This window comes from Paracoccus sp. S-4012, assembly GCF_009674885.1.
Lineage (GTDB): Bacteria > Pseudomonadota > Alphaproteobacteria > Rhodobacterales > Rhodobacteraceae > Paracoccus.
In genome coordinates this window covers 1-26,994 of record NZ_WKKA01000022.1, presented here as the reverse complement: position 1 = coordinate 26,994, position 26,994 = coordinate 1, and the positions used below count along the sequence as shown (strand labels likewise).

General features: G+C 69.0%; 32 protein-coding genes and 1 riboswitch. Of the genes, 18 read left to right on the top strand and 14 right to left on the bottom strand.

Annotated elements, in window-relative coordinates; genetic code table 11:
- Window positions 1–63 precede the first annotated feature (63 nt).
- Window positions 64–1,440 carry a hemolysin family protein gene (locus GI374_RS17255; protein WP_154338280.1) on the top strand — a complete coding sequence of 459 codons (1,377 nt, stop codon included), beginning with the start codon at window positions 64–66 and terminating at the stop codon, window positions 1,438–1,440.
- Window positions 1,437–2,450 (top strand): CNNM domain-containing protein, encoded by a 1,014-nt coding sequence (locus GI374_RS17250; protein WP_154338279.1) that lies wholly within the window; start codon window positions 1,437–1,439, stop codon window positions 2,448–2,450. Before GI374_RS17255 ends, GI374_RS17250 begins: the two co-directional genes overlap by 4 nt.
- A 44-nt stretch (window positions 2,451–2,494) precedes the next feature.
- Here GI374_RS17250 and GI374_RS17245 read toward each other — a convergent pair whose 3' ends face one another.
- Genes GI374_RS17245 through phnG form a run of 8 tightly spaced genes read right to left on the bottom strand, consistent with a single transcriptional unit; the run spans window position 2,495 to window position 8,590 of the window.
- Window positions 2,495–3,634 carry an alpha-D-ribose 1-methylphosphonate 5-triphosphate diphosphatase gene (locus GI374_RS17245; RefSeq protein WP_154338278.1) on the bottom strand — a complete coding sequence of 380 codons (1,140 nt, stop codon included), beginning with the start codon at window positions 3,632–3,634 and terminating at the stop codon, window positions 2,495–2,497.
- Between the two features lie 22 nt (window positions 3,635–3,656).
- Complete coding sequence (gene phnN, locus GI374_RS17240; RefSeq protein WP_154338277.1) at window positions 3,657–4,208, bottom strand: phosphonate metabolism protein/1,5-bisphosphokinase (PRPP-forming) PhnN; 552 nt, start codon at window positions 4,206–4,208, stop codon at window positions 3,657–3,659.
- Window positions 4,205–4,891, bottom strand: a complete 687-nt coding sequence (gene phnL, locus GI374_RS17235; protein WP_154338293.1) for a phosphonate C-P lyase system protein PhnL — start codon at window positions 4,889–4,891, stop codon at window positions 4,205–4,207. The genes phnN and phnL overlap by 4 nt, the downstream gene beginning before the upstream one ends.
- 2 nt (window positions 4,892–4,893) lie before the next feature.
- Entirely contained in the window at window positions 4,894–5,670 is a 777-nt protein-coding gene (phnK, locus tag GI374_RS17230) for a phosphonate C-P lyase system protein PhnK (protein ID WP_154338276.1), read from the bottom strand.
- Complete coding sequence (locus GI374_RS17225) at window positions 5,663–6,505, bottom strand: alpha-D-ribose 1-methylphosphonate 5-phosphate C-P-lyase PhnJ (protein WP_154338275.1); 843 nt, start codon at window positions 6,503–6,505, stop codon at window positions 5,663–5,665. Before GI374_RS17225 ends, phnK begins: the two co-directional genes overlap by 8 nt.
- Complete coding sequence (locus GI374_RS17220) at window positions 6,502–7,599, bottom strand: carbon-phosphorus lyase complex subunit PhnI (protein WP_154338274.1); 1,098 nt, start codon at window positions 7,597–7,599, stop codon at window positions 6,502–6,504. Before GI374_RS17220 ends, GI374_RS17225 begins: the two co-directional genes overlap by 4 nt.
- Entirely contained in the window at window positions 7,599–8,162 is a 564-nt protein-coding gene (gene phnH / locus GI374_RS17215) for a phosphonate C-P lyase system protein PhnH (RefSeq protein WP_154338273.1), read from the bottom strand. Before phnH ends, GI374_RS17220 begins: the two co-directional genes overlap by 1 nt.
- Window positions 8,159–8,590, bottom strand: coding sequence for a phosphonate C-P lyase system protein PhnG (gene phnG, locus GI374_RS17210; protein ID WP_154338272.1), 432 nt, complete (start codon window positions 8,588–8,590; stop codon window positions 8,159–8,161). Before phnG ends, phnH begins: the two co-directional genes overlap by 4 nt.
- A gap of 78 nt (window positions 8,591–8,668) precedes the next feature.
- Here phnG and phnF point away from each other — a divergent pair, with 78 nt between their 5' ends.
- Complete coding sequence (gene phnF, locus GI374_RS17205) at window positions 8,669–9,376, top strand: phosphonate metabolism transcriptional regulator PhnF (RefSeq protein WP_154338271.1); 708 nt, start codon at window positions 8,669–8,671, stop codon at window positions 9,374–9,376.
- Here the strand turns inward: phnF and GI374_RS17200 are convergent.
- The 6 genes from GI374_RS17200 to GI374_RS17175 all read right to left on the bottom strand — a co-directional run bounded on the left by GI374_RS17200 (window position 9,367) and on the right by GI374_RS17175 (window position 14,823).
- Window positions 9,367–9,975 (bottom strand): chloramphenicol acetyltransferase, encoded by a 609-nt coding sequence (locus GI374_RS17200; RefSeq protein ID WP_154338270.1) that lies wholly within the window; start codon window positions 9,973–9,975, stop codon window positions 9,367–9,369. The two genes, phnF and GI374_RS17200, sit on opposite strands and share 10 nt — an antisense overlap.
- Window positions 9,975–11,300 (bottom strand): phosphonate ABC transporter, permease protein PhnE, encoded by a 1,326-nt coding sequence (phnE, locus tag GI374_RS17195; RefSeq protein WP_154338269.1) that lies wholly within the window; start codon window positions 11,298–11,300, stop codon window positions 9,975–9,977. Before phnE (GI374_RS17195) ends, GI374_RS17200 begins: the two co-directional genes overlap by 1 nt.
- Complete coding sequence (phnE, locus tag GI374_RS17190) at window positions 11,297–12,163, bottom strand: phosphonate ABC transporter, permease protein PhnE (RefSeq protein WP_154338268.1); 867 nt, start codon at window positions 12,161–12,163, stop codon at window positions 11,297–11,299. Before phnE (GI374_RS17190) ends, phnE (GI374_RS17195) begins: the two co-directional genes overlap by 4 nt.
- Before the next feature lie 59 nt (window positions 12,164–12,222).
- Window positions 12,223–13,134, bottom strand: coding sequence for a phosphonate ABC transporter substrate-binding protein (gene phnD / locus GI374_RS17185; protein ID WP_154338267.1), 912 nt, complete (start codon window positions 13,132–13,134; stop codon window positions 12,223–12,225).
- A gap of 30 nt (window positions 13,135–13,164) precedes the next feature.
- Complete coding sequence (phnC, locus tag GI374_RS17180; RefSeq protein WP_154338266.1) at window positions 13,165–13,992, bottom strand: phosphonate ABC transporter ATP-binding protein; 828 nt, start codon at window positions 13,990–13,992, stop codon at window positions 13,165–13,167.
- Between the two features lie 99 nt (window positions 13,993–14,091).
- Entirely contained in the window at window positions 14,092–14,823 is a 732-nt protein-coding gene (locus tag GI374_RS17175; RefSeq protein WP_195759970.1) for a GntR family transcriptional regulator, read from the bottom strand.
- A 133-nt stretch (window positions 14,824–14,956) separates the two neighbouring features.
- On the opposite strand from GI374_RS17175, the gene GI374_RS17170 reads away from it, so the two are divergent.
- The 15 genes from GI374_RS17170 (at window position 14,957) to GI374_RS19915 (ending at window position 26,570) form a co-directional block, all read left to right on the top strand.
- Window positions 14,957–15,850: a CehA/McbA family metallohydrolase gene (locus tag GI374_RS17170; RefSeq protein ID WP_154338264.1), complete on the top strand. Its 894-nt coding sequence runs from the start codon at window positions 14,957–14,959 to the stop codon at window positions 15,848–15,850.
- Between the two features lie 23 nt (window positions 15,851–15,873).
- On the top strand, window positions 15,874–17,394 hold the full coding sequence (locus GI374_RS17165; protein WP_154338263.1) for an ABC transporter substrate-binding protein: 1,521 nt from the start codon (window positions 15,874–15,876) through the stop codon (window positions 17,392–17,394).
- 57 nt (window positions 17,395–17,451) lie between these two features.
- Window positions 17,452–18,372 carry an ABC transporter permease gene (locus GI374_RS17160; RefSeq protein WP_154338262.1) on the top strand — a complete coding sequence of 307 codons (921 nt, stop codon included), beginning with the start codon at window positions 17,452–17,454 and terminating at the stop codon, window positions 18,370–18,372.
- A gap of 3 nt (window positions 18,373–18,375) precedes the next feature.
- On the top strand, window positions 18,376–19,239 hold the full coding sequence (locus GI374_RS17155; RefSeq protein WP_154338261.1) for an ABC transporter permease: 864 nt from the start codon (window positions 18,376–18,378) through the stop codon (window positions 19,237–19,239).
- Window positions 19,232–20,269: an ABC transporter ATP-binding protein gene (locus tag GI374_RS17150; RefSeq protein WP_154338260.1), complete on the top strand. Its 1,038-nt coding sequence runs from the start codon at window positions 19,232–19,234 to the stop codon at window positions 20,267–20,269. Before GI374_RS17155 ends, GI374_RS17150 begins: the two co-directional genes overlap by 8 nt.
- The gene (locus GI374_RS17145; RefSeq protein ID WP_370515441.1) at window positions 20,266–21,069 is read left to right on the top strand and encodes an ABC transporter ATP-binding protein; all 804 of its coding nucleotides are present in this window, start codon (window positions 20,266–20,268) and stop codon (window positions 21,067–21,069) included. Before GI374_RS17150 ends, GI374_RS17145 begins: the two co-directional genes overlap by 4 nt.
- 61 nt (window positions 21,070–21,130) lie before the next feature.
- Window positions 21,131–21,236, top strand: a riboswitch (TPP riboswitch).
- Window positions 21,227–21,838 (top strand): YkoF family thiamine/hydroxymethylpyrimidine-binding protein, encoded by a 612-nt coding sequence (locus GI374_RS17140; protein ID WP_154338259.1) that lies wholly within the window; start codon window positions 21,227–21,229, stop codon window positions 21,836–21,838. (Overlaps the previous riboswitch by 10 nt.)
- Window positions 21,839–21,853: 15 nt before the next feature.
- Entirely contained in the window at window positions 21,854–22,600 is a 747-nt protein-coding gene (locus GI374_RS17135) for an ABC transporter permease (RefSeq protein WP_154338258.1), read from the top strand.
- Complete coding sequence (locus GI374_RS17130) at window positions 22,593–23,336, top strand: ABC transporter ATP-binding protein (RefSeq protein WP_154338257.1); 744 nt, start codon at window positions 22,593–22,595, stop codon at window positions 23,334–23,336. Before GI374_RS17135 ends, GI374_RS17130 begins: the two co-directional genes overlap by 8 nt.
- On the top strand, window positions 23,333–24,316 hold the full coding sequence (locus tag GI374_RS17125; RefSeq protein WP_154338256.1) for an ABC transporter substrate-binding protein: 984 nt from the start codon (window positions 23,333–23,335) through the stop codon (window positions 24,314–24,316). Before GI374_RS17130 ends, GI374_RS17125 begins: the two co-directional genes overlap by 4 nt.
- Window positions 24,317–24,676: 360 nt before the next feature.
- Complete coding sequence (locus GI374_RS17120) at window positions 24,677–25,333, top strand: hypothetical protein (protein ID WP_154338255.1); 657 nt, start codon at window positions 24,677–24,679, stop codon at window positions 25,331–25,333.
- Between the two features lie 37 nt (window positions 25,334–25,370).
- A complete protein-coding gene (locus tag GI374_RS17115; protein ID WP_154338254.1) occupies window positions 25,371–25,721 on the top strand; it encodes a hypothetical protein in 351 nt (116 codons plus the stop codon).
- A 21-nt stretch (window positions 25,722–25,742) separates the two neighbouring features.
- Window positions 25,743–25,982, top strand: a complete 240-nt coding sequence (locus tag GI374_RS19925; RefSeq protein WP_370515440.1) for a transposase — start codon at window positions 25,743–25,745, stop codon at window positions 25,980–25,982.
- Window positions 25,983–26,132: 150 nt separating this feature from the next.
- Window positions 26,133–26,315 carry a DDE-type integrase/transposase/recombinase gene (locus tag GI374_RS19920; RefSeq protein ID WP_370515446.1) on the top strand — a complete coding sequence of 61 codons (183 nt, stop codon included), beginning with the start codon at window positions 26,133–26,135 and terminating at the stop codon, window positions 26,313–26,315.
- Between the two features lie 51 nt (window positions 26,316–26,366).
- Window positions 26,367–26,570 (top strand): IS3 family transposase, encoded by a 204-nt coding sequence (locus GI374_RS19915; protein WP_370515445.1) that lies wholly within the window; start codon window positions 26,367–26,369, stop codon window positions 26,568–26,570.
- Window positions 26,571–26,994 lie beyond the last annotated feature (424 nt).

Below are 26,994 nucleotides of genomic sequence, written 5' to 3'. Positions count from 1 at the left end.
GTATGACACCATGGGCCACGGGTCCAAACCCGCCCGCCATCGAAGCCGTCCGGGGATTGCCCCATGATCGAGGCCCTGCTGCTGTTCCTGACGGGGACGCTCGTGATCCTGGCGATCATCGCCGCGAACGCGTATTTCGTCGCGCAGGAGTTCGCCTTCATGTCCGTGGATCGCGCGCGGCTGGCCGCGCAGGCGGCGCAGGGCGATGCGGAGGCTGGGCGGGCGCTCGCGGTGACGCGGCGCACGAGCTTCATGCTCTCGGGCGCGCAGCTGGGCATCACCGTCACCGGCCTTCTGGTGGGATTCGTGGCCGAGCCGATGGTCGGCCGATCGCTCGGCGTGCTGCTGGGCGGTGTCGGCATCCCGAGGGAGGTCGGGGTCGCCACCGGCACGATCCTGGCGCTGGTCGCCGCAACGATCATCCAGATGATCTTCGGCGAACTCTATCCCAAGAACCTTGCCATCGCCGCACCCGAGCCGCTGGCCCGCAAGCTTGCGGGTTCGACCCTGGTCTATCTGACCGTCTTCGGCTGGCTGATCGGGTTCTTCGACAAGGCCTCCAACCTGCTCCTGCGCGCCGTGGGGATCGAGCCCGTGCATGATCTGGATGTCACCGCCTCGGCCGACGACCTGCACCACATCATCGAGGATTCCCGCGACAGCGGCGATCTGCCGGCGGAGCTGTCGCTGATGATGGACCGGATCCTCGACTTTCCGCAGCAGGATGTCGAACACGCGATGGTGCCGCGCTCGCAGGTGGACTGGGTCAGCCCCGACACGACGCTTGAGGAGCTGCGCCACCTGCTGGCGCGGGCGCATACCCGCTATCCGGTCATCGCCGAGGATGACACGCCCGTGGGAGTCGTGCATCTGGTCGACCTGCTGGCGCGGATGGAGAGCGGATCACGCGAAGCGATGACCGCTTCGCTGATGCGGCCGCCGACTGTCGTGCCGACGCTGATGCCGCTGCCCGACGCCCTGCACCTGCTGGTCTCGTCCGACAGCCGCCTGGCCTGCGTCATCGACGAGTATGGCGGCTTCGCGGGCGTCCTCACGCTCGAGGACCTGGCGATGGAGATCGTGGGCGAGATCACCGACGAACACGACGAGGGGCCGGGCAACGGGGTGACGGCGGAGGCGAATGACACCTGGCTGATCGACGGGGAGGTCCACCTCGACGAGTTGCGCCGTGCCATCGGCCGCGACCTGCCGCAGCCCGATGCCGAGACCGTGGCCGGCCTGCTGATCGCCGAGCGCGGCGCCCTGCCCGAGGAGGGCGAGCGGGTGACGATCGCGCTGCCGATCGACCCGGCCGAGCTGGTGGACCGCGATCCCACCCGCTGGCTGCTCGAGGTGGACGTGCTGCGGGTCGAGCGCCACGTCCCCACGCTTCTACGCGTCCGCCTGGTCGAGACCGAGATGTTCGAGGGCGACGCATGACCGACCCGCTGATCGTCACGCTGGTGACCGTGGTGCTGATCGCGCTCAGCGTGATGTTCGTCATCATGGAGTTTGCCTTGCTCGGCGCGCGGCGGCACCGGCTGGAGGAACTGGCGCCGACCAGCCGCGCCGCCCGCGCCGCCCTGCGCGGCATGAACGACCTGACCCTGATGCTGGCGGGCGCGCAACTCGGCATCACCGTCTGCACCTTCGTCCTTGGCGCCGTGACCAAGCCCGCGATCGATGCCTGGCTGGGCCCGGTCCTGATCGGCTGGGGACTGCCCCCGCTGGTGGCGGGCACCGCCTCCTTCGCGCTGTCCCTGTTCCTCGTCACCTTCCTGCACCTGGTGGTGGGAGAAATGGCGCCCAAGTCTTGGGCCATCGCCCATCCCGAGCAGTCTGCGATGGCGGTCGGGCCGATCTCGCGCGCCTATATCTGGCCGCTGCGTCCCCTGCTCGCCTGGGTGAACCGGCTGGCGAACCGGCTTGTCCGGGCCAGCGGCGTCGAGCCGGTGGAGAAGGCGGCGGTGGGCGGCAGGGATGCCGCGACCATCCGCCAGCTCGTGGAGCATTCGGCGAGGGCCGGCATGCTGGAGCAGGAGACGCAGCAGCAGCTCTCGGGGCTCATCGGGCTGGGATCCCTGCCAGTGGCGTCGCTGATTAAGGACGACATGCCCCTGACGCAGGTCGGCCCGGCAGCGACGGCCGCGGACGTCCGCGCAACGGCCCTTGCCTCCGGCCACAGGCGCATCCTGATGACAGGCGCGGGCACGGTGCCTTCCGTGGTGCATGTGCGCGACACGCTGCTTCTGCCCGACGCGAGCGCCGCCGCCCGGATCGCCCGGCCCGCGCATGTCCTCGCCCCGGCAACGCCGGTCCATGAGGCACTGGCGAGCATGCGCGCCGCCAGCGTTCAGCTGGCCGTGATCATGGAGGGCACTCGCCTGCTGGGAGTGGTCTCGCTCTCCGATATCGTCAGGCACGTTCTGCCCGACAGGACGGCCGCATGAGACCGTGACCCTTCCGCGAGCCAGGCCACCGTGCCCCGCCGCGCTCAGGCCACGCGGCGGCCTCGCGACCAGGTCTCGCGGAGCACCGCGGTCTGATCCAGCATCCGGAACCGGATGAGATCGGCGCGCCGCCCGACCTCAAGCTTCCCGCGATCGGCCAGGCCCGTGGCCGCCGCCGGGGTGGCGGTCACCGTTGCGATGGCACGGGGCAGGTCGTTCCAGATCTCCGCCAGGATCACCGCACCCGACAGCAGCGAGGAAGGCACGTAGTCCGACGACAGGATATCGAGCCGGTCGGCTCGCGCCAGTTCCGCCGCCGCCACGTTGCCGCTGTGCGAGCCGCCACGCACAAGGTTCGGCGCGCCCATGATGGTGCGGATACCATGCGTGTGGCAGGCCTCGGCGGCCTCCATTGTCGTCGGGAACTCGGCCAGGCGGATACCGTGACCGGCCGAGGTGGCGACCTGTTCCGGTGTGGTGTCGTCGTGGCTTGCCAGCGTGGCGCCCAGACGCTTGCCGACCTCGACCGCCGCGGCCTCGTGCAGCGCGCCGAAACGGGCCTGCAGGTCGGTCAGCCGCGCGACATGGGCGGCGAAGTCCTCGTCCGACATGCCGTGCTTGCCCTGGACGTATTGCGCCAGCTTGGTGATGTCGTGGAACTGCCGCTGGCCGGGAGTGTGGTCCATCAGGCTGACGAGACCGACGCGGTCCTCGGGCGAGAACTCGTCGAGTTCCGCCACCAGCGTCTCCGAGCAGACCTCGGCCCGCAGGTGGATGTAGTGGCTGATCCTGAGGGCGTCGGTCGCGCGCATCGCCATGATCTCGGAGGCGAGCGGGCGGGCATAGCGCGGGTAGTCGGAAGCCTCCTCCTCGATCGAGCCCACGCGAAGCGCGTCGAAGACCGTGGTGATGCCGACGCTGGCCAGTTCCGCGTCATGCGCGATGATGGCCGAGGCATGGGGCCAGTCGACGCCGGGCCGCGGCCGGATGTGGCGCTCGAGGTTGTCGGTGTGCAACTCGACCATGCCCGGTGCGATGTGGTCGCCGCCGCAGTCGATGGCCCCGCTGGGAACGCCTGCGCCTTCCTCGATGCCGGCGATCAGCCCGTCGCGGATCAGCAGGCTGCCGGTCATCATGCGGTCGGGAAGGATCAGCGAGGCATTCGCCAGCACGGTCTCGGTCATGTCGGGTCCGGTCGGTTGAGGGTCATGTCGATCGAAGGGCGGGCAGCAGCGCCAGCACGGCAGACACGGCCCGGTCGAGCGGGCCGGAGTTGTCGATGTCGTGGACAGGCACGCCGGCCAGCTGGGGCAGTGGGGCGTCGGCGCTGCGCAGTCGCTGCGCGATGTCGCCTGCGTCCTCCCGGCCGCGCGCTGTCAGCCGCTGGGCAAGGACTTCGGGAGATGCCGTCAGGTGAATGACCTCGAGCGGCGCCAGAGCCTTGGCGGCTCGCGGCAGAACCGCGCGCGAGAGGTTCACGAGCAGCACCCGCCCGGCAACCTGCGCCGCCCGCGCTTCGACGGGAATGCCGTAGGACAGCCCATGCGCGTCCCAGTCGAGCACGAAGCGGCCTACGGCGCGGTCCCGGGCGAAGTCCTCGCAGGATCGTGGCTCGAAGGGTTCGGTCCCGTCGGCAGGCCGGGTCACGGCCCGGCGCACGACGAGCACATCCGGGCGCGCGGCGGCGACGGCGGCGAGCAGGCTGTCCTTGCCGGCGCCCGAAGGGCCGACGATGGCAAAGGCCGGGGCAGGCCTCATGCCGCGGCCCGGTCCGGCGCGAAGGCGGTGACGTCCACCAGCCGGTCGCAGACGCGGGCGCGGGCGTCCTCGTCGTGGAAGATGCCGAGGATCGCGGCGCCCTGCGCCTTGGCCTCCGCGATCAGCCCCAGCACGACGTCGCGGTTGGCCGCGTCGAGGCTGGCGGTGGGCTCGTCGAGCAGCAGCGCGGGCCAGGGATGGACGAAGCCGCGGGCAATGTTCACCCGCTGCTGCTCGCCGCCCGAGAAGGTGGTGGGCGAGAGCGACCAGAGGCGCTCGGGGATGTTGAGGCGCCGCAGCAGGGCCGCGGCACGGGTGCGGGCCTCGGCCTCCGGGATGGCCAGGGTCAGCAGCGGCTCGGCCACTACCTCGAGCGTCGGCACGCGGGGCACGACGCGCAGGAACTGGCTGACATAGCCGAGCGTCCTGCGCCTCAGCGCGATGATCTCGCGCGGCGCGGCCGTGGCGAGATCGAGGCCGCCGACGCGAATGCTGCCGGCGTCGATCCGGTAGTTGCCCCAGATCATCCGCATGAGCGTCGACTTGCCCGCGCCGGACGCGCCGACCAGCCCGACGCATTCGCCGGACGCGACCGTCAGCCGGGCGTCCTGCATCACCCGCAGCACGGTGCCGCCTTGGTTGTGCAGGACGAAATCCTTGGCCACGCCATCCACGTCGATCATCGTCATACCTGCAAGACCGAGGACACGAGAAGCTGGGTATAGGCGTGACGTGGGTCGTCCAGCACCTGATCGGTCAGGCCCGCTTCCACGACCCGCCCGTCCTTCATCACCATCAGCCGATCGGCCAGCAGGCGCACGACGGCGAGATCGTGGGTGACCAGCACGGCCGACAGCCCCATCCGGCGGACGAGACCGCGCAGCAGATCCAGCAGCCGCGCCTGCACGCTGACGTCGAGGCCTCCGGTCGGCTCGTCCATGAAGACCAGCCGCGGTCCGGTCACGAGGTTCCGCGCGATCTGCAACCGCTGCTGCATCCCGCCGGAAAACTGCCGCGGCCGGTCGTCGATGCGCGAGCGGTCGATCTCGACCCGGGCCAGCCAGTTCTCGGCCGTGGCGCGGATCTCGCCGTAGTGGCGCGCGCCCACGGCCATCAGCCGCTCACCCACGTTGCCGCCGGCGCTGACCGCCATCCGGAGCCCGTCGCGCGGGTTCTGGTGGACGAAAGCCCAGTCGGTGCGGCTGAGCATCCGACGCTCGGGTTCGGACATGGTCACGGTATCCGCGAGACCTCGGTCGCGGGTGTCAAACAGCACCTCGCCCTGGTCCGGGGCCAGGTGCCCGGCAAGACAGTTCAGCAAGGTGGACTTCCCCGAGCCGGACTCGCCCACGATCCCCATCACCTCGCCCGGATAGAGGTCGAAGCTGACGTCCGTGCAGCCGATCCGCGCGCCATAGCGCTTCTCGAGATTGCGGACGGAGAGGAGCGGCGTGTCACTCATGGCGTTGCTCCTGCCGGCTGGCGCAGTAGTCCGTGTCCGAGCAGACGAACATCCGCCCGCCCGCGTCGTCGGTGATGACCTCATCGAGGTAGCTGTCGCTCGCGCCGCAGATGGCGCAGGGATGGTCGGGTTTGCTCGCAGTGAACGGGTGGTCGTCGAAATCGAGGCTCTCCACCTTTGTCCAGGGCGGCACGGCATAGATGCGCTGCTCGCGCCCGGCGCCGAAGAGCTGGACGGCAGGGCTCATGTGCATCTTGGGGTTGTCGAAGCGCGGGATCGGCGAGGGGTCCATCACGTAGCGGTCCGCGACCTTTACGGGATAGGCGTAGGCCGTCGCGATCTCGCCGTGGCGCGCGATGTCCTCGTAGAGCCGCACCTGCATCAGCCCGTAGTCCGACAGCGCGTGCATCCGCCGCGTTTCGGTCTCGCGGGGTTCAAGGAAGCGCAGCGGTTCGGGGATCGGCACCTGGTAGACGAGGATCTGGTCCTCGGTCAGTGGCGTCTCGGGGATGCGATGGCGGGTCTGGATGACGGTGGCCTCGTCGGTGCGCTCGGTCGTGGCGACGCCGGCCACGCGGCGGAAGAAGCCGCGGATGCTGACGGCGTTCGTGGTGTCGTCGGCGCCCTGGTCGATGACCTTCAGCGTATCGTCGGGCGTCAGGCAGGCGGCCGTGACCTGCACGCCGCCGGTGCCCCAGCCATAGGGCATCGGCATCTCGCGGCTGGCAAAGGGCACCTGATAGCCCGGCACGGCGAGCGCCTTGAGGATCGCGCGGCGGATCATGCGCTTGGTGTCCTCGTCCAGATAGGCGAAGTTGTAGGCCTGATCGGTCATTCCGCAGCCTCCTGCACCGGGGCTTCTTCGGTCGCCACCTCGGCCCGCAGCCGGCGCACCAGCTCCAGTTCCGCCTGGAAATCGACGTAGTGCGGCAGCTTGATGTGCTCGAGGAAACCCGTCGCCTGGATGTTGTCGCAATGTGACAGGACGAACTCCTCGTCCTGTGCCGGGGCGCCCATGTCGTCCTCGCCAAGCTCGCGCCACCGCAGCGCCCGGTCCACGAGCGCCATGGACAGCGCCTTGCGCTCGGTCTGGCCGAAGGTGAGGCCGAAGCCGCGGGTGAACTGCGCCGGTTCGGTCCGTGAGCCCTTGAACTGGTTGACCGTCTCGCATTCGGTCAGCTCGATCTCGCCGATCTCGATGGTGAGGCCGAGCTCGGGAATGTTCATCTCGACCGCGACCATGCCGACCCGCAGTTCGCCCACGAAGGCGTGGTTGCGGGCATAGCCGCGCTGGGTGGAGTAGGCGAGGCCGAGCAAAAAGCCCTCGTCCGCGCGGGCGAGCGCCTGGAGCCGCAGGGCGCGGTCCGCGGGCAATTCCAGCGGCGCGCGGGTCAGGTCCGCAGGCTCCGCGTCGCAGGCTTCCTCGGTCTCGATCAACCCGTAGCGGTTCAGGAAGGACAAGATATGCGGCACCTGCTCGGTGGCGGGCTCCGCGTCGGCGCCGTCGACCGGAACCTCGCCATCGGCCATCAGGCGGAAGTCCAGCAGCCGGTGCGTGTAGTCATAGGTGGGCCCCAGCACCTGGCCGCTCGGCGCGTCCTTGAAGGTGGCGGAGATGCGCCGCACGATCTGCATTCGCGCGGTATCCACCGGCGCCGAGGCGCCGAAGCGGGGCAGGGTGGTGCGATAAGCGCGGATCAGGAACACGGCCTCGATCAGGTCGCCCCGCGCCTGCTTGATCGCGAGCGCCGCAAGATCGGGGTCGTAGAGCGATCCCTCGGCCATCACCCGGTGGACCGCCAACGAAAGCTGATCGCGAATGGCGTTCGTGTGGATCGCCGGCTGTTCCTGCGGGCCGCGGCGGACCTCGGCCAGCCAGTCGTGGGCGGCGGCGATCGCGCGCTCGCCCCCTTTCACAGCGACATACATCAACGCACCTCGGTCGAGCGGGGGACGGCGGCCAGCTGGTCGCCGCAGGTCAGGATCGCGTCCCAGCCGAGCGGAAAGCGCCGGTGGTTCGCGGCGAAAGCCTCGGGGTCCGGCAGCGACAGCCCGGCGGTATCGCGGATGCCAGGGCCGGTCAGCGCGGCACCTTGCGGCGCCAGTGCGGGTCTCTCCACAATTAGCGTCGCGGCGCGGTCGGGATATTCGGGGTCACCGATGGCGAAGCGGTCGGCAGGCGTCAGCGCCTCCCATGTGCCGAGCGCGAAGGCGGCATCCTGCGCCGGAACGAAAGGCGCGCCGCAGTGAAAGGTGATCCAGCCACGCACGGCTTCGGTGTCGTGCGAGGGCGCGAGGTGAAGCGGTGTGGTGCGATCGCAGAGCGTCAGCAGCACGATCGCCGCCGCCGATGATAGTGGCACGGGGGGCTGCGCGCCGGCCACGCGGTGGATCGTGCCCGGCCGGGCCATCGCCTGCATGACCGCGCGGAAGGCATGCGCGGCATCGGTCGGCGGGTCCGCAAAGCCGCCAGAGAGCAGATGCACGGTCATTCGTCCTCTCCCCGAACCAGCGTGAAGAACTCGACCTTCGTTGCCGCGGCGCGGGCGGCGAGGGCAGTGCGGCGGGCCTTCTCCTCGGCGGCCAGTGGGGCCAGCACCTTGGCTTCGATACGGTCCGCCGCGGACGTCTGCAGCAGCGCGTCCACCGCCGCAGCTCGCAGCGCGTGGTCTTTCGAGCGACCCTGCACATAGCCGTGCCCGACCGCGCCGCAGTCGAGCTGCACCGAGGCGCGGGTGACGGTCATCTCGCCGAGGTTGAACGCCGCGCCGGTCCCACCGGCCCGGCCGCGCACCATGACGGTGCCGATCTCGGGCGCGCGGAGGGCCTGCAGAGCAGGCAGGTCGGGCATCAGCGCCGCCACCCGCGCCGCATCCGCACGGGCGAGAAGGCCGAGGCTGTCGCTGCGGGATCGGGTCATCGGTCAAGACCTATACAACTAGACAACCGGGCTATACGCTCTGCCGTGACGCTTGTCTTGTGAAAGTTCGGTGACGGCATGAGCCTCTGGCGCAGCATCGCGGACCACCTGCGCGAGGACATCGCGCGCGGTCATCATGGACCCGGCGAGCGGCTGCCGACCGAAGCGGCGCTGGCCGCCCGTTTCGGCGTCAACCGGCATACGGTGCGGCAGGCGCTGGCGGCGCTCGCCGACGAGGGGCTCGTCCGCTCGCGGCGCGGGGCAGGGGTCTTCATCCAGGTGGCGCCGACCGACTACCCGCTGGGCCGCTCGGTGCAGTTCCACCGTGCCATTGCGCTCGCCGGGAGGGTTCCGGGGCGGCAGATCGACTTCGTCGCGACCCGCAGTGCCGATGGGGTCGAGGCGGAGGTTCTGGGCCTTTCGCCTGCCGCGGCAGTCCATGTGGCAGAGGGAATCTCGCTGGTCGATGGCCAGCCGGTGGCGTTGTTCCGCTCGATCTTCCCGGCCGAAGCGTTGCAGGGCTTCCCCAAGGCGTTGCAGTCCAGCGGCTCGATCACTGCGGCGCTCGAGGCCTGCGGCGTCCCGGCCTACCGCCGCGCGCAGACGCGGATAACGGCGCGTGTGGCCGATTCCGTGCGCGCCGCGCGGCTGCACGCCGCGCCGGGCGACGCTCTGATCCGCACCGAGGCGCTGAACGTGACGCCAGACGGCATGCCGGTCGAGCGGGGGCTCACATGGTGGCTCGCCTCGCGGATCACGCTGACGGTGACGCCGGATCACGCGTAACGATCGAGGAACGCCTCGGCCGAGAGGCGGCGGAAGTCGGGGAGGGCCGCGCGCAGACGCTCATGGTCCCAATCCCACCAGGCGAGCGCCTCCATCCGCGCCGCGATCTCCTCCGTGAAGCGGCGACGGATCGGGCGGGCGGGATTGCCGGCGACGATGGTCCAGGCCGGCACGTCGCGCGTCACGACCGCGCCGGCGCCGACGATCGCGCCTAGACCCACCGTCACCTCGGGCTTCACGATGGCGCCGTGCCCGATCCAGGTGTCGTGGCCGATCTCCGTCCGGCGGGAATGCCGCCGGGCAAAGAAGGCCTCGTCGCGCGCCTCCTCCGGCCAGTAGTCGTTCGAGCGGTAGAGGAAGTGGTGCAGGCTCGCCGTGGTCATCGGATGGTCGGTCGGACCGATCCGGGTCAGCGCGGCGATGTTGGCGAACTTGCCAATGCTGGTGTTGGCGATGTCGGCGAGGCGGTCGCAATAGCTGTAGTCGCCGAACTCGGAATGGGTGATGCGCGCGCTCGCGCCCACGGTGCAGTAGCGCCCGAAGGTCGAGGCGGTCACCTCGGCATCGGCCGCGATGTCGGGGGCGTCGGCTGACAGCATCACGCGCCCTTGATGAGCCGGCGGCGCAGGCGCCCCGAAATGGCGTCCATCCCGATCACCACCAGCACGATCAGGATGATGTAGTAGGCCACGTCCTCCCAGTCCTGCTGGGTGACGATGGCCTGCGTCAGCAGCAGACCGATGCCGCCACCGACGATGGCGCCGATCACGGTCGCACTGCGAGTGTTGCTCTCGAGGTAGTAGAGCACCTGGCTGAGGATCACCGGCGCCACCTGCGGGATCACGCCCCAGCGGGCGCGCAGGATGCCGCGCGCGCCGGTCGCGCGGACGCCCTCGACCTGACGGCCATCGATGTTCTCGAGCGCCTCGGAGAAGAGCTTGCCGAAGCTGCCGGTGTCGGTCAGCAGGATCGCGAGCGCGCCGGTCAGCGGTCCGGGGCCGAAGGCGCGCGAGAGGATCACCGTCCAGATCAGCGCATCCACCCCGCGCAGGAAGTCGTAACCGCGCCGGGTGGCGAAGCGGGCGACGAAGTTCGGCGCGAAGTTGCGGGCCGAGAGGAACGCCAGCGGCAGCGCGAGCAGCGCCGCGCCGATGGTGCCCAGGAAGGCCATCAGCACCGTCTCGACCATCGCCCAGGCCACGTCGCCGTGATGCCAGACCTTGTTGGTCCAGAAGTCGTGCGCCATCGAGGCGGCGGCGCCGGGCTGGGTCACGGCGGCGGCGAGCCGCTCGCCCCATGAGAGCGGATACCATTCGCTGTCGAGCGTGAAGAAGAAGAGCTCCCAGCCCGGCGTGCGGCGGAACACCTCGGACTTCGACTGTGTGACCGCGACTCGCGCGCCATGGGAGAGGGTCAGACCCACCCGCTCGTCCGATGCCGAGATCCAGTCGGGCAGGGGGCCGCTCCATCCCTCGAGCACGATGGCGTCGGGGGTGGTTGCGATCCGCAGGGGGGCGTGCTCGGGCAGGTCCACCTGCAGGACCCGGTCGGGCAGGAAGCGCACCGTGACGTCGCCCTGCAACTCGACCACCGCGCCGCCGGGCGCGGGCTCGATCCAGCCGGGCAGCTGGCCTTCGGCATAGGTCATGTTCCGGCTGCCCTCGATGGCAGCGATGATCTCGCCCGCGTCGCGGCCTCGGTTCGGGCGGGTGACGTGCGTCTTGTAGGACCAGAAGTCCTGCAGCAGCAGCACCGCGTTGTCGGCGCGGGAGCGGCTCGCCACGCCGGCAAGGTCGAAGGCTACGGCGGCGTAGAGGAGATAGGCCAGGATCAGGAGCGGTGCGGCAATGGCCGCTGTCCGCTTGGCACGGATCAGCCGGAAGGCGGCATGATCGCGCGCCGCATCACTCGCGAAGGCGGTCATCGGGCGGTCCCCCGGATCAGGCGGTCGCGGGCATGGCCGGAAAGCTGGTCCACCACGACGATGGTCAGGAACAGCAGCAGGAACACCGCTGCTGCCTGGTCATAGCGGCCCGGACCCCAGGAGATGGCGTTGCGAAGCTCGGAGCCGATGCCCCCCGCGCCGACGAAGCCGAGGATGGCCGAGGCGCGGATGTTGATCTCGAAACGGAGCAGCGCGTAGCTCAGCCAGTTCGGCGCCACCTGCGGCATGACCGCGAGGCCCATCCGTTGCAGCCAGGTCGCGCCGACCGACGACAGCCCCTCGACGGGCTTCAGGTCGGCGTTGTCCGCGACCTCGGAGAAGAGCTTGCCGAGCGCGCCGGTGGTATGGAACGCGATCGCCAGCATGGCGGGCACCGGGCCGCCGCCGAGAACGAAGATCAGCACCAGCGCGATGACGATGTCGGGGATCGCGCGGGTGACGTCGAGAATGCGCCGCACCACCGGCACGAGGCGCGGCCAGGGCGTCAGCGCCGGTGCGGCCAGCAGCGCCAGAAGGCCACCGGCGCCCGCGCCGAGCAGTGTCGAGACCGCAGCGATGTTGATCGTCTCGATCAGCGCCGGAAGCTGGGCGGCCATCATGCCGGGCAGGGCGCCGACGCTCTCCCACGCCTCGGACAGAAGCTCGGCCGGGTAGTCGAGAACCTGCGGCAAGCCGCGCAGGAAGCCGCCCGCGGTGCGGTCGTTGGCGACGAGCCAGCTCCAGCCGAAGAGCGACGCGAACCCTGCGAGCAGAATCGCCGAGTAGAGGCGCCGCCTGCGGAGGCTGGCGAGATAGCCTGCGGTGATGTCCGAGGCGGCGGGGGAGAGGGGTATAGCGGTCATGAGCCTGCGCGGGAAAGGGAAGGGCGGGCAGGATGACCCCGCCCGCCCCCTCCGATTGGTCAGGTGCCGCTTTCCAGCTCGGCCTGGCGGATGGCGATGATCGTCTCGTAGGCATCGTGCGTCACCGGGGCGAAGCCCGCGGTCTCGCCCGAGGCGACGCCATAGGCGCATTCCTGATCGGCCTCGTGCAGGCCCTGGACCAGCTCGGTCATCGTGGCCTTCACGTTTGCGGGGAGCGCCTTGCGCAGCACCACCGGACCTTCCGGGATCGGCGAGGAGCGCCAGATCTCGACCATCTCGTTCATGTCCACGAGGCCCGCGTCCGAGGCCTTGCGCAGCGCGCCCGAGTTGTAGCCGTCGATGAAGTCGCCCTGGCCGTCGGCCCAGGTCACGCCGGCGTCCACTTCGCCGTTCTTCACCGCGATGATCGTCTGCTCATGCCCGCCGCTGAAGGGCAGGTCGCTGAAGTATTCGCCGGGCTGCATCGAGTAGCCTTCATTCGGCAACTCGACCAGCGGGATCAGGTAGCCCGAGGTCGAGTTCGGATCGCCCACCGACAGCACCTTGCCTTCCATGTCGGCCATGCTGGCGACGCCGCGGTCCTTGCGGGCGATGGCCAGCGAGTAATAGGTGAAGCTGCCGTCCATGTTGGTCTTGACCAGCACCGGCTCGACCGCCTCGGGGTCGGTCAGATAGGCCTTGGCGTAGCCCGAAGCGCCCAGCCACGCCATGTCGAGCGAGCCGCCGAGCAGCCCCTGGATCACGCCGTCGTAGTCGGCGGGGGTGAAGACCTTGACCGGCACGCCGAGGGCGTCCTCGGCATAGACGCGCAGGCACTCGTTCGAGGTCATGCGGTCCTGGGCGTTCTCGCCGCCCATGACGCCGATGTTGAACTGGGTGATCGCATCCTGCGCGAGGACCGGCGTGGTGATCGCCGTGGTGGCGAGCGCGAAAGCGAGAAGGGACTTCATTGTGGTTCTCCGATGGGAGGGGGAGGGTCGTCAGGAATCCGCCAGCATCGCCTCGGCGTAGCGGTCGGATGGCGGCGGATGGCGGTCGATCTGGGTCGAGGTCGCGGCCTCCGAGAAGTCCACGCCCGCGCCATAGATGTCGCGGGCGGCCGAGGTCGTCAGCAGCTCCGGCGGGCCGTCGAAGACGATCCGGCCCTGACGCATGCCGATGATGCGGTCGCAATAGCGCCGCGCGGTGTCGAGCGTGTGCAGGTTGGCGATGACGGTGCGGCCGTCCTCGTCATGGATGCGGCGCAGGGTCTCCATGACGATCTGGGCATTCATCGGGTCGAGGCTGGCGATCGGCTCGTCTGCCAGCACGATCGCAGGATCCTGCATCAGCGCCCGGGCAATCGCGACACGCTGCTGCTGACCGCCCGAAAGCGCCTCGGCGCGCTTGGCCGCCTGGTCGGCGATGCCGAGGCGGTCGAGGATGGCGATGGCGCGGGCGATGTCCTCGCAGGGCCACAGGCTGAAGAGGCTCGTCAGCGCGCCGCGCTTGTTCAGCAAGCCGTGCAGGACGTTTGAGACCACGTCGATCCGGGGCACGAGGTTGAACTGCTGAAACACCATCGCGCAGCGGCTCTGCCAGGCGCGCATCGCGGCACCCTTCAGTGCCAGAACGTCGGTTCCGTCCACCAGCAACTGGCCAGACGTCGCGTCGGTCAACCGGTTCATCATCCGCAACAGCGTTGATTTGCCCGCGCCCGAGCTGCCGATGATCCCGACCATCATCGGCCGGTCGATGACGAAGCTTGCATGATCGACGGCGCGGGTTGAGCCGAACAGGCGAGTGATGTTCCGGGCTTCGATCTGCATCGGCGGCCTTTCCGAGGTTCGGCCACCGTCTGGGCGGATTCGGTGACAGCGGGGCGACAGGAGCGTGACGTCTCGATGAAGACTGCGGCAAGGCCAGCGTTATTGCGCCTTGCCGGCGCCGGTAGTCTCCGCTGGCACGTAGAGCCGGATGCGGTCACTACGAGCGATCGCCACGGAGACCTCCAATGGATCGCCCGCCTCATCCACATTGCAGCCGGTGATCTCGACGACGGACTGTGACGGCGCGATCCCGAGCGCGCGGGCCTCCGCCCGAGAGGCGAGGCGCGACCTGATCGAGGTGACACCCCTCCGAAGCTCAAGTCCCAACCGGGCGAGCGACGCGGTTACGCTGCCGGTCTCGGCGATCAGCGCGGCGATCCTCGGGGTCCGGGCCGGATTATAGTAGTGGTTCGCGAGCATCGCCGGCAGCCCATCCACGATGCGCGTCAGATCGACCCGGATCGCGCGGCTTCCCGGCTTCATCTCTATGAGGGACAGGACGTTGTGGGGCGGCACGATGCTCCTTGCGTCGCGGAAGACCGTGTGCGTCTGGTAGCCCGCGGCGCGGAGTTGCGGGCCGAAGCGGGTGCCGGCGTGGATCGCATAGTCGAACGTCCCCGCCGGCGCCCACACGCCCAGCCCCTGCGCACTGTCCAGTTCTCCGCGCTCGATCATCCAGGCCTGGGCCCGGCGGATCTGGTTGCGGTCGACCGCCAACTCGCGTGCCAGCGCCGACTGCGAGGGCAGGCGGCCGCCGGGCGGGTAAACCCCTTCGGCAAGTCGCTGGCGCAGGACGCGCACGACACCCTGATACCCCGTCGTGTTGGTCATTCCGGCCTCCTTCATGAGACCAGAATGGCCGCCTGGTGTGAACTAAATGCGACATCGCCCGGCTGCCGCCACTTTGTCACCGAACTGTCAGGAGGGCCGCCTACCTCGCGCACCAACGAACTGGAGGTAGCTCATGCTCTCGGCCTTCACCGCCCCCGGACGGTTCTGGCGCGGCAACATCCACGGCCATTCAGACGCGTCCGATGGCGCGCTCGCCGCCGACGAGGTCTGTCGACGCTACAAGTCCGCCGGCTACGACTTCGTCGCCGTCACGGATCATTTCTTCGACAAGTATGGCTATCCGATCACGGACACGCAGGCGGCGCGCTGCGCGGAATTCACCACGATCATCGGCGCCGAACTGCATGCGCCCGCAAACGGCCGCGGCGAGATCTGGCACGTCCTCGCGGTTGGCTTGCCCATCGACTTCGCGCCGCCCTCCGAGGGAGAGACCGGCATTGCGATTGCCCGGCGCGCGCACAAGGCCGGAGCCTTCATCGCCATTCCCCATCCGCACTGGTCGCAGCTGACGCTCGCCGATGCGCGGGAGTTAAGCTTCGCCCATGCGATCGAGGTCTACAACCACACCTCGCAGGTCAACTGCGACCGCGGCGACGGCCTCGTCCTCTACGACGACGCCGCGACCGCGGGCCTGCGCTTCGCCGCCATCGCCACCGACGACAGCCACTTCCGCGCCGATGACGGCTTCGGCGGCTGGGTAATGGTCAAGGCCGAGGAGAATACACCCGAGGCGCTGCTCGCGGCCCTGAAGGCAGGCCACTGCTACGCGAGCCAGGGGCCCGAGATTCACGACCTCCGCCGCGAGGGCGACGAACTGGTCGTGACGACCTCGCCCATTTCCGCGGCGATGCTGGTCGGTCCGCAGGCGGGCAGCAGCCGGGTCCATGGCGAGGGCCTGACCGAGACCCGGCTGCCGCTCGACCTCTTCCTCGGACGCTGGTGCCGCCTCGCGATCCGCGACGCGCGGGGCCGCCGCGCCTGGACCTCCGTTCTCGACCTCGACTGATCCAACGAGCCAAGGGCAAGATCATGAAGAAACTCCTCCTGACCACGCTTCTCGGGACGCTGCCGATGGCTGCGCCCGCAGTCGCGGCCGAACTCGACATCGCCGTCCAGACCATGATCGACAAGTTCGATCCCAGCTCCTGGGGCAACAACGGCGCGCCGATCCTCTACAACGTGTATGACACGCTGATCGAGCGGGACCCGTTCGCCCAGCCCGTAACCTACGAGCCCGGCCTCGCGACCGAATGGACGCGCATCGACGACCTCACCTGGGAGGTGAAGCTGCGCGACGGCGTCACGATGCATGATGGCACCACGATGGACGCCGAGGACGTGGCGTTCTCGCTGAACCGGATCTTTCAGCAGACTGATCCGCAATACATCTCGTCCTGGGGCACTTTCTTCTACAACTTCGACCACGTCGAGGTGGTCGATCCGCTGACAGTCCGCATAACGACGCTGAAGCCCGAACCACTGTTCGAGGCGCTGATTTCGCTCCGCACGGCCGGGATCGTCTCGAAGGAATACTATGACGAGAAGGGCCTCGACGAGGCGATGCGCTTCCCTGTCGGCTCCGGACCCTACAAGGTCGAGCGGTTCATCCCCGGCGACCGGGCCGAACTGGTCCGCTTCGATGAGTTCTGGGGCGAGCCGGCGCCGCTGGACAAGGTCAACTTCCAGCTGGTCGAGGAGGTCGCGTCGCGCGTCTCGGGGCTGGCGACGGGCGAATTCGACCTCATCACGCATATTCCGCCGGACCAGCAGTCCGCCCTCGACGCGGCCGAGATGGAGAGCTTCGGCGTGACCTGGCCGATGTTCCACGTCTGGGTCGTCTCGCAAACCAAGGCGCCGACCGACGACCTCCGTGTGAGGCAGGCGATGCGTCTCTGCACCGACAGTCAGGCCCTCGTGGACGGCATCTGGGGCGGGCTGGCCCATACGCCCCAGGCGCACCAGTTCGAGGAATATGGCGAGCCCTTCTTCATTCCGGAGCTCGATTACCAGAAGCATGACGTGGCCGAGGCGAAGCGCCTGCTGGCCGAGGCCGGCTACAACGGTGAGCCGATCGTCGCGCAGTTCACCCAGTCCTACTATCTCTACGGCGATCTCGCCGCGCAGGTGATCCAGCAGCAGTGGCTGGAATGCGGCCTGAACCTGGAGCTCGAGCAGATCGAGCAGTATGACTATGAGCGACTGAACATCCGGGCCTGGTCGAACCCGATGTATTTCCCGGACCCGATGGGCGCGATGGACGTGCACTGGTCGGAGAACTCGAACTATGCCCGCACCGGCATGTGGAAGCCCTCGCATCCCGAATGGGCCGCGACCTTCGAAACCGCCCGTTTCGGAAGCGGCGTCGAGGAGCGCAAGGACGCCTATCGCAAGCTGCTGGAGCTGGATCAGGACGAGGCCGGCTGGATCCTGCTCTACGAACCTCATGAGATCTTCGCCTATCGCGAGGGTGTCGAGATCCAGATCCCGATCGCCTACCGCCCCTATGTCCTGCCGCTGCGCGCCGGACAGGTGAGCGTCTCGGAAGACTGATGCGAAGGGCAGGGGCGGCACCGCCGCCTCTGCTCCCGCCCTCGCAGGAGAGCCGCAATGCTGCAGTTTCTCGGCATCCGCGTCGTGCGCGCGCTGATTACCATGTCGATCGTTCTGGTCATCGCCTTCCTGACGGTCCGCTATTCCGGCGAGCCGTTCGACGCGATGTATCCCGAGGGGATTCCGCCCGAGATGGAGGAGGCGCTGCGCGAGGAGTGGAACCTGAACCTGCCTATCTGGGACCAGTTCAGCCTCTATATCGGCAACATGCTGCGCGGAGACTTCGGTCGCTCCATCTTCACCAACGAGGAGGCGTGGCGGATGTATGCCGAGCGGATGCCGGCGACCCTCGCCGTTGGTGGCCTCGCGTTCCTGCTAGCCGTGATGATCGGCATCCCGATGGGTGCCTTCGCTGCTCTTCATCGCGAAAGCGCCGCCGCGCGGGGCGTGATGTGGATCGCGTTTCTTGGCTACGCGGTCCCCCATTTTGTGCTGGGCATCGGCCTCGTGCTGCTGTTCGGCTTCCACTGGAAGCTCCTGCCGACCTCCGGCCTGTCCACGCCATGGCACTACATCCTCCCGGTGGTGACGCTCGCCATTCCCATGATCGCCGCGATCGCGCGCTTCATGCGGGTCGCGATGCTGGACGCGGTAGCGCAGGCGCATGTCGGCACCGCACAGGCGAAGGGGCTGACCGACGGAGGGATCGCGCGCTGGCACATCCTGCGCAACGCTATGGTGCCGCTGTTGACCGTGCTGGGGCTGGAGGTCGCCGGGCTGATGAACGGCTCGATCTTCGTCGAGGCGGTGTTCTCGCTGCCCGGCGTCGGGCGGGTGCTGGTCAACGCCGTGCTCGACCGGGACTTCGCGGTGCTGCAGTTCGGGGTGCTGGCCTATGCCGCGATCATCGTCCTCATCACGCTGATGATCGACATCCTCTACGCGGTGGCGGACCCGCGCGTCCGGCTGGAGGCCTGAACCATGACCACCCTCACCCTCACCCCTCCCGCGCCGGTCCGCTGGTGGAATGACAGGCTGGCGCTGTCCCTCGGGCTGCTGGTCCTCGTGATCCTCGTCGGCCTCCTCGCGCCACTGCTTGCGCCGCATGATCCGAACGCCACGAACCTGATGAGCCGCATGGCGCCGCCGGTCTGGATGGAGGGCGGCAGCTGGACCCATCCGCTGGGCACCGACCAGATCGGGCGCGACCTGCTGTCGCGGACCTTCTACGGCATTCGCACCAGCTTCTCGATCGCGGCCTTCGGGCTGATCTTTTCGGCGGTGCTCGGCATCACCATCGGGGTGCTGTCGGGCCTGATCGGCGGCTGGTGCGACCGCATCCTGATGATGTTCGTGGACGTGTTCATCGCGCTTCCGAACCTGCTGCTGATCCTCTGCGGCATCGCGGTGCTCGGCACGCAGACCTGGGTGCTGGTGGTGATGATCGGCCTCGTCCGCTGGGAGGCCTATGCCCGCCTCGTGCGGGGGCAGGTGCTGGTGGTTCGCGAGCTGGGGTATGTCGAGGCGTCGCGCGTGCTGGGCGCCGGGCGCCGCTGGATCATCATGCGCCACGTGCTGCCTAATCTCGCCTCGCCGCTGATCGTCATCCTGACGCTGTCCTTTCCAGGCGTGCTGCTGATGGAATCCGGGTTGTCCTTCCTCGGGGTGGGGGTTCAGCCGCCGACCTCGTCGCTTGGCCGGATGATCGGCGACGGGCGCAACTACCTGATCAACGCCTGGTGGATCGCGGGCATCCCGTCGCTCGCGGTGGTGATCATCACGCTGCTGTTCCAGGTTGCCGGCGACGCGTTGCGGGACCGGCTGGACGAGGTGAACCATGATTGAATTGCAGACCCGCCCCGTAGCGCAGCCCGATACTTTCTCGCGCCCGGCCAGGCCGGCTGCCGAGATCATGCGCGTGAGTAATCTCGGCGTCCGCTTCGCAACGAAGTCGGGGATCGTCGAGGTCGTGCGCGACGCGTCCTTCACGCTTCATGCCGGCGAGACGCTGGCGCTGGTGGGCGAGAGCGGCTCGGGGAAGTCAACGCTTGCGCGGGCGCTGAACGGCCAGATCTGCCCGCCCTTCACGCCCGTCCGCGGCGAGGTCACGGGTCGGGCCGAGGTGCTTCTGGATCGTGGCGCGCTCGATCTTGTCCGCGCCGACAGCGCCACCATGCGCAAGGTCCGCGCGCATGACATCGCCATGATCTCGCAGGATGCGCTCTCCGGGCTGAACCCGGTGCTCAGCATCGCCTGGCAGATGACCGAGGCGCTGCGGGTTGCCGAGCCGCGCCTGCCGAAGGCGGAGGCACTCGCGCGGGCGGCTGCGTTGCTTGCGGATGTCGAGCTTCCCGATCCCGCGGGCGCGCTGCGCCGCTTCCCGCATCAGTTCTCGGGCGGGCAGCGGCAGCGGATCATGATCGCGATGGCGCTTGCCCGCAGGCCGAGGGTGCTGATCGCTGACGAGCCGACCACCGCACTGGACGCGACCGTGCAGTCGCAGGTGCTCCGCCTGCTCAAGCGGCTGCAGCGGCAACACGGCATGGCGGTGATCTTCATCACCCATGATCTCGTCGTGGTCTCACGCATCGCAGACCGCGTGGCGATCATGTATGCGGGCGAGATCGTGGAGCTGACGGATGTTGCGCGCTTCCGCCGCGCGCCGCGCCATCCCTACACGGCCGGACTCCTCGCCTCGCGGCCCGGCTACGGCGGCAGTTATCCGCCGCTCACCGGATATGCCCCGTCGATCCGTGCCTTGCCTGTCGGTTGTGCCTTCCGCAGCCGCTGCCCGCGCGCCGAGGCCGCCTGCGCGCTGCCCGTGGCATCGGCTGAGGCGGGCCGCGACAGCCTGCGTTGCTGGAGGCCGCTGTGAGCGTCGGGCGCGGGGACGGCGAGGCGAACGCCATTCGGCTGAAGAACGTCAGCGTCACCTATTCGGCCGGGCTTCTCGCCCGCCGGCAGACCCGTGCGCTCGACGATGTCTCGCTCGAGATCCCGCGTGGCCGCATCACCGGCATCGTCGGGGAGAGCGGCTCAGGCAAGTCCACGCTGAGCCGGGTGCTGCTGGGACTCCAACGGCCCGCGTCCGGCTCGGTGACGGTTCTCGGTGAGGATCCCTACGGCCTGTCCAGCGGGGCGTGGAAGGCCCACCGCCGGAAGGTGCAGGCCGTCTTCCAGGACAGCGGCGCCTCGCTCAACCCGCGGCTCACCATCGGTGCCTCCGTGCGGGAGGGTCTGGACGTTCACCGGATCGGCGCTCCGACGGGGCGCGCCCGGCGTGCCGCCATGCTGCTGGGGCAGGTGGGCCTCGACGAGGACTATCTCGAGCGCGTGCCGCTCACCCTGTCCGGCGGTCAGCGGCAGCGCGTCAACATCGCGCGGGCGCTCGCCGTGGAACCGGAGGTCCTGATCGCCGACGAGCCGGTCTCGGCGCTGGACCTATCGGTGCAAGCGCAGGTGCTGCAGCTGATCTGCCGGTTGCAGAAGGACCTCGGCCTCACGGTGCTCTTCATCTCGCACGACCTTTCCGTGGTGAAGGCGATCTGCGACCGGATCGTCGTCATGCGCCGCGGACAGGTGGTCGAGCAGGGACCGACGCGCCGCGTCCTCGAGGCGCCGCAGCATCCCTACACGATGCAGCTGGGGTCGGACCTGCTGGAGCTTCCGGCCTGAGCCGCTGCGCGGGCGTCGGCTCCGCAGCCTTGACTTCCCGGCGCCGGGCGGGGATTGTCCGCGCTGTCACCAGGGGTGCTCCGTTCGGGGCTGAGATGCGCGGGGTCCGCGCGAACCCTCAAGCTGATCCGGGTAATGCCGGCGTAGCGAGGAAGCGATGTTCATCGGCGCACAGGTCTCTCTTTATCCCATGACGTCCGGGTTCGTCGGCGTCATTTCCAGCGCGCTCGGCGCGCTCGATCCTTACCGCGGCGATCTCAGGATCGAGACGGACGACATCTCGACCCTGATGGTGGGCGTGCCGGAGCCGCTCTTCCGCGCCATGCGCGACCTGTTCGCGGCAGCGGCCCGCGGGCCCGATCACGTCACGCTGAACGCAACCATCTCGCGCGGCTGCCCGGGCGAGCCGGACGATCCCTCCTGCCGCTGCGAGACGCTGGCGGTCGCGCAGGGTCAGCCGCTCGCCGCGCGGCAGGCGGATGCGCTGGCGGCGGTGCGCGACGCGCCGGTGGCCGGGGTGGAGATCGACGTGCAGTTCTCGCTCTACGTCATGGGCGCCGACCGGCACATGGACGAGATCTACGGCTGCATCGGTTTCCTGAAGGGCTCGGGCGTGTTCCTGCGCTCGAAGAACTTCTGCACGCGGCTGCGTGGCGATGCGGGCGCGGTGTTCGAGGCCGTGCGCCAGGCCTTCCTGCGCTTCGGCCCGGCCGAGGGCCATGTCACCATCGACCTCACCGCCTCGGCCAACAGCCCCTCGCCGCGCTGAAGCGGCCGCTGCCGCATGGCCCCGCGCCTCCACCCCGCGCTCCTTTTCGCCGCGGCGCTCCTGGTGCTGTGGGAGGGCTATACCCGGCTCACCGGCGTCTCGCCCATGGTGCTGCCGGGGCCGAGCGGCGTGATCCGGGCGCTGGTGGCCGAGCGTCAGGCGATCGCGCGGCACGCGTTCAGCACCATCGGCGTGGCGACCCTCGGGTTCAGCGCGTCAGTCTGCTTCGCCTTCGCCACCTCGGTCGCGCTGCATTTCCGGCCGTGGCTCGCGCGTGGGCTGATCCCGATCTTCGTCACCAGCCAGACCATCCCGCTGGTGGCACTCGCGCCGCTGATGATCCTGTGGTTCGGCTTCGGGCTGCTGCCCAAGGTGCTGCTGGTCATCCTCGTGACCTTCTTCCCGGTGCTCCTGAGCCTGCTTTCGGGCTACGCGCAGGTGCCGCGCGATTACCTGGACCTGCTGGCCTCGATGGGCGCGAGGCGGCGGCTGATCTTCCGCCGCGCCACCCTGCCCGCTACGCGGCCGTCCTTCTTCAACGGGCTCAGGATCTCGGCCACCTACGCCATCGTGGCCACGATCTTCGCGGAATATGCCGGCGCGCGGCACGGCCTCGGCATCTACATCCTCGCCGCGAAGAATAACTTCCGGGCCGACCTGGTGCTCGCCGCCGTGGTGGTCTCGGCGGGGCTAACGCTGGCGCTGCTCGGGGTGATCCAGCTGGTCGAGCGGCTGACGGCGCGGGGCGGGCGCCATGCTTGAGATCGCGGGCCTCACCATCGCCGTGGCGGAGCGCGACATCCTGCGCGGCCTCTCGCTCTCGCTCGATGATGGCAAATTCACCTGCCTGATCGGCCCCTCCGGCTGCGGCAAGAGCACGGTGCTGCGCTGGCTGGCCGGGGTGCTGCCCGACACGCTTGCGGCCAGCGGGCGGCTTACGCTCGACGGCGCTGCCGCCGAAGCCCCGCACCCAGCGATCACCTACCAGCCGCAGACCGACGCGCTGTTTCCCTGGCTCACGGTGGCCGAGAACGCCGCCCTCGGCCTCGAGGTCGCGGGCGTGCCGCGGCGCGAGGCCGTGGCGCGGGTCACGCCGATGCTCGCGCCCTTCGGGCTCGAGGGCACCGCCGGCCTCTTTCCCGACGCGCTCTCGGGCGGCATGCGGCAGCGCGCCGCGTTCCTGCGGACCATCGCCCGCGGCGGGCGCTGGCTGCTGCTGGACGAACCGTTCTCGGCCCTCGACGCGGTCACGCGCATCCGCATGCAGCGCTGGCTCTGCGACCGCCTCGCGGCCGAGCCGAGGGGCGTGCTGATGGTCACGCACGACCTGCACGAGGCCACCGCCCTGGCCGACCGCATCCTGGTCATGGCCGGCCCCCCCGGCCGGATCGTCGCCGACATCGCCGTGCCCGGCCCGCGCGCCACGCGGGGCGAGGCCGACCTCGCGCCGCTGCACGAAACTCTGAAATCCCTGCTTCTGGAGGAGGAAGACCGATGACTGCCCGCACCCTGCTCGCCGCCTCGCTGACCGCACTGCTGCCCGCCGTTGCCACCGCCGAGCCGATCGAGGTCGCGCTCGACTGGACGCTCAACACCAACCATGTCGGCCTCGTCGCCGCCCGCGACCTCGGCTTCTACGAGGAGGCGGGGCTGGAGGTGGAACTGCTGCCCTATTCCGACACCAGCTCCACCGCGTTGCTGGCGAGCGGCGTGGCCGATTTCGCCTACATGACCTCGCTCGGCTTCATGAGCGCGCGGGCGGGTGGCGTGGACATCGTGGCGCTCTGGGCGACCATGCAGCACGAAGCCGGGCGGCTGGTCTACAACAGCGAGAACACCGCGATCACCCGGCCCGCCGACCTCTCGGGCAAGACCTATGCCGGCTTCGGCAGCGCCTGGGAGGACGCGCTGATCCGCACCATGATCGAGAACGACGGCGGCGAGCCGGTCTATGACACCGTGACCCTCAACACCGGCGCCTACGAGGCATTGGCCGCGGGTCGGGTGGACTTCACCCTGGAAGTGGCGACCTGGGAGGGCGTCAACAGCGAGCTTCTGGGCCGCCAGCAGTCCTCCTTCCGCTATGCCGACTACGGCATCCCCGACCAGCAGACCGGCTATATCGGCACCACCGGCGAGACGCTGCGCAAGAAACCGGCAATGGTGCAGGCCTTCATGCAGGCCACGCAGCGGGGCTACGAATGGGCCGCCGACAACCCCGAGGAGGCGGCGGACCTGCTGATCGCGGCCGGCGACTTCCCCACCCCGGAACTCGTCCGCGGCTCGATGCGGGTCATCGTGGAAGGCAACTACCTGCGCGACGGGGCCGTGCCGGTCGGCGCGATCGACGCGGCGCGGTTCGAGGCGATGGCGCGGTTCCTCTACGGCAGCGGCGTATTGAAGGACCCGGTCGGCGGCACCCTCGATTGGCCGGGCAGCGTCGCCGACTGGCACGATCAGGGTTGGATAGGAGAGTGAGCGGACGGTTCGATCACCCGTCCAGGAACTCTTGATGTAGGCTGCCGAGTGTAGCACAAGAGTGCATCACTGCGGGGTGGGACTGTTGTGATGATCTAGAAATATCAATGCGTTAGCGGCTCGATCCCTACCGCCGGAGCCAAAATCCCCAAGACCTGCTGAATTCCAAGGGTTTTTCCCAACCGGAGTCGGACACCCCCGCCTCCGGGCCCGCCCTGGTGCACACGGGGGCGGAGCAGGGGCGCGTCAGGGACCGGACAGCGACATCTCGAGCGTCGGGGGACGGCCTTATTCTGGCGCCGGCGCTGGCCCTGCCCCCGGGCACCCGCAAGGGTGAACCCCATCGACGATTTCGCTCTGGTGCTGTCGCTGCGCACGCATGTCCCCGCCGATGCGAGGATCCTGGCGCGCCGCCTCACCCAGATGAGCGACCAGGTCTTCGCCGCGGTGGCGGAGACGACGATGGCCCTTTCGACCCAGCAGGCCCGGGACATCCTGGTCAGGCTCGCGCGCTTCGAGATCGAGGCGTTCGAGCGCGCGCGTCGCGTCGCACCGTCCCGCTCGCGCGAAGTCGCGGCCTATGACCTCGCCCGCGAGGCCGCGACGCAGGAGACGCTCCGCCGCGTGCTGCTGCGCGACCGCGAAGTCACGCGGGCGCCGCTGCGCCATGTCGCCCAGCTGCTCGGGGTTCGGCTCGAGAAGGACTCCGAGGACTGGCTCGGCCTGGCGATCGATGCCACGCGGGTGCTGCTGGATGTGAGCGAGGGGCGCGCCCGCCGCGAGCAAGGCCGGTTCGACGAGCCGTTGCCGGCGTTCCGCGCCGCGCTGGCCGAACTCGACGGCGCTGCCCTCGCGCCGCTTCCGTCCCCCATCCAGACCTGCCGTTCCGCTGCGGCCCCGGTCTTTCGCGGCGGAGCCGCTGCCCTTCGCAACGGCGTCACCCGTCGCGCAAGCTGTTCCCGCTGGATCCGGCGCGCCGTCCGATCCGGCGGGCGTCAGCCGGGCGATCCCGGCTGACCCGACCAACGGGATCGGCATGCCCGCGCCGCGGGCAGTGGCGATGCACGAGCCGCCCGTGCCGCACGCCCTTTCCTGTTCGGACGGTGACGCCGCAGAGACCTGGACCGCGACAAGTCGGCCGATCCCAGCTGCATCGCGGCCGGTGCGGACCCCCGGTCAGGAGGAGGTCTTCCGCTTCTATCTCGGCCATCTCTCGCCGGAATTTCAGAAGGCGGTTCTCAGGGCCGAGGGTCCCAGCGTCGGTGAGGCTTATCAAGTCTATGACGAAGTGAAATCGAAGGGCTTCCAGGACAATCGCTTCCACGTCTGGCAAAAGACCATCCCCACGACGGGACCGAAGTGGTGGGCCGGTGCCAGTTTCGTGGACATGAAGATAAGACCGTGACCAAGGGACCGGAGATCACAAATGAAGAGACGGACGTTCAGCCGCGAGTTCAAGATCGAGGCGGTGAAGCTGGTGACGGAGCGCGGCGCGGCCGTGCCGCAGGCCTGCCGCGAGCTTGAGCTCTCGGAACGTGCTGCGGCGGTGGATGCGAGAGCTGGAGAATGTTCGGCTTGGTGCGCTCCCCGGGAACGGCCCGCATGCCGAGCAAGCCGAGATCGTCGCATTGAGAAAGGAGGTCGCCCGTCTCGGGGCGGAGCGTGACATCCTGAAAAAGGCAACTGCGTTCTTCGCGAGGGACGCGACATGGGGTTCGCCTACATTGCCAAGCACGGCCGGTGAGCTGGCTATGTCCGGCGCTCGGCGTCAGGCGGACAGACCCAACCAGAAGTCGCTGGCCGATTTCACCTCCATCTGGACAGCCGGGGCTGGCTCTACGTCGCCGCTGTGCTGGACCTGTTCTCACACCGCGTCGTGGGCTGGTCGATGAAGGCCGAGCGCGACGCATCGCTCGTCATGGATGCCCTCAGGATGGCCGTGTGGAGGCGCGGAAGGGCCGACGCGCTGATGCGTCATGCGGACCAGGGCAGCCTATAGACGAGCGAGCCGTTCCAGCGTCTCCTGGTGGATCACGGCATCACCTGCCCGATGAGCCGGTCGGGAAATGCTGGGACAATTCGGCCATGGAGAGCTTCTTCTCTTCGCTCAAGACCGAGCGCTCGGCCCGCAAGACCTACCGCAAGGGCCGATGTGTTCGACTACACCGAGAGGTTCTACAATCCAAAGCGGGGCCACTCGAAACTGGGCTACCTCAGCCCAATTCAGTTCGAGGCTCGCGCCGGGCTACCGTAACCGGGCGTCCACGAAACCGGCAGCAGGCTACTCAAGGCCATCCTCCGAAGCGTCTTGTTCTCCACTGGGATCGGCAGTCCAAGGTCGGTAATGGCCGCAAGCGTCTGACGCAGGCGCCCCATGCGTCGCGGATTCTGCCCCCCGGGGAAGGCGCCGAAGGCATCGACGCTCCGGAAGGAGAGCGTCTGCGGATAGGTGATCCGCCTCGCGATGGTGAAGTCCTGCCGGCCGACCTTGAGGGGAATGCCCCCTCGTCTCCAGCCGCGCCAGGTCTCGAGCCGGGGCTGATGGCCCGCGAGTTAGCGTCCGCGCAGGTGGTGTAATTTCGCTGGCTCTGCCGGTGTAACCCGAGGTGGCCATCGAGGTGTATGGTCGAGGTGGAGTTTCGACGCTTCAACCACGGACCACAGGAGACCCCGATGAC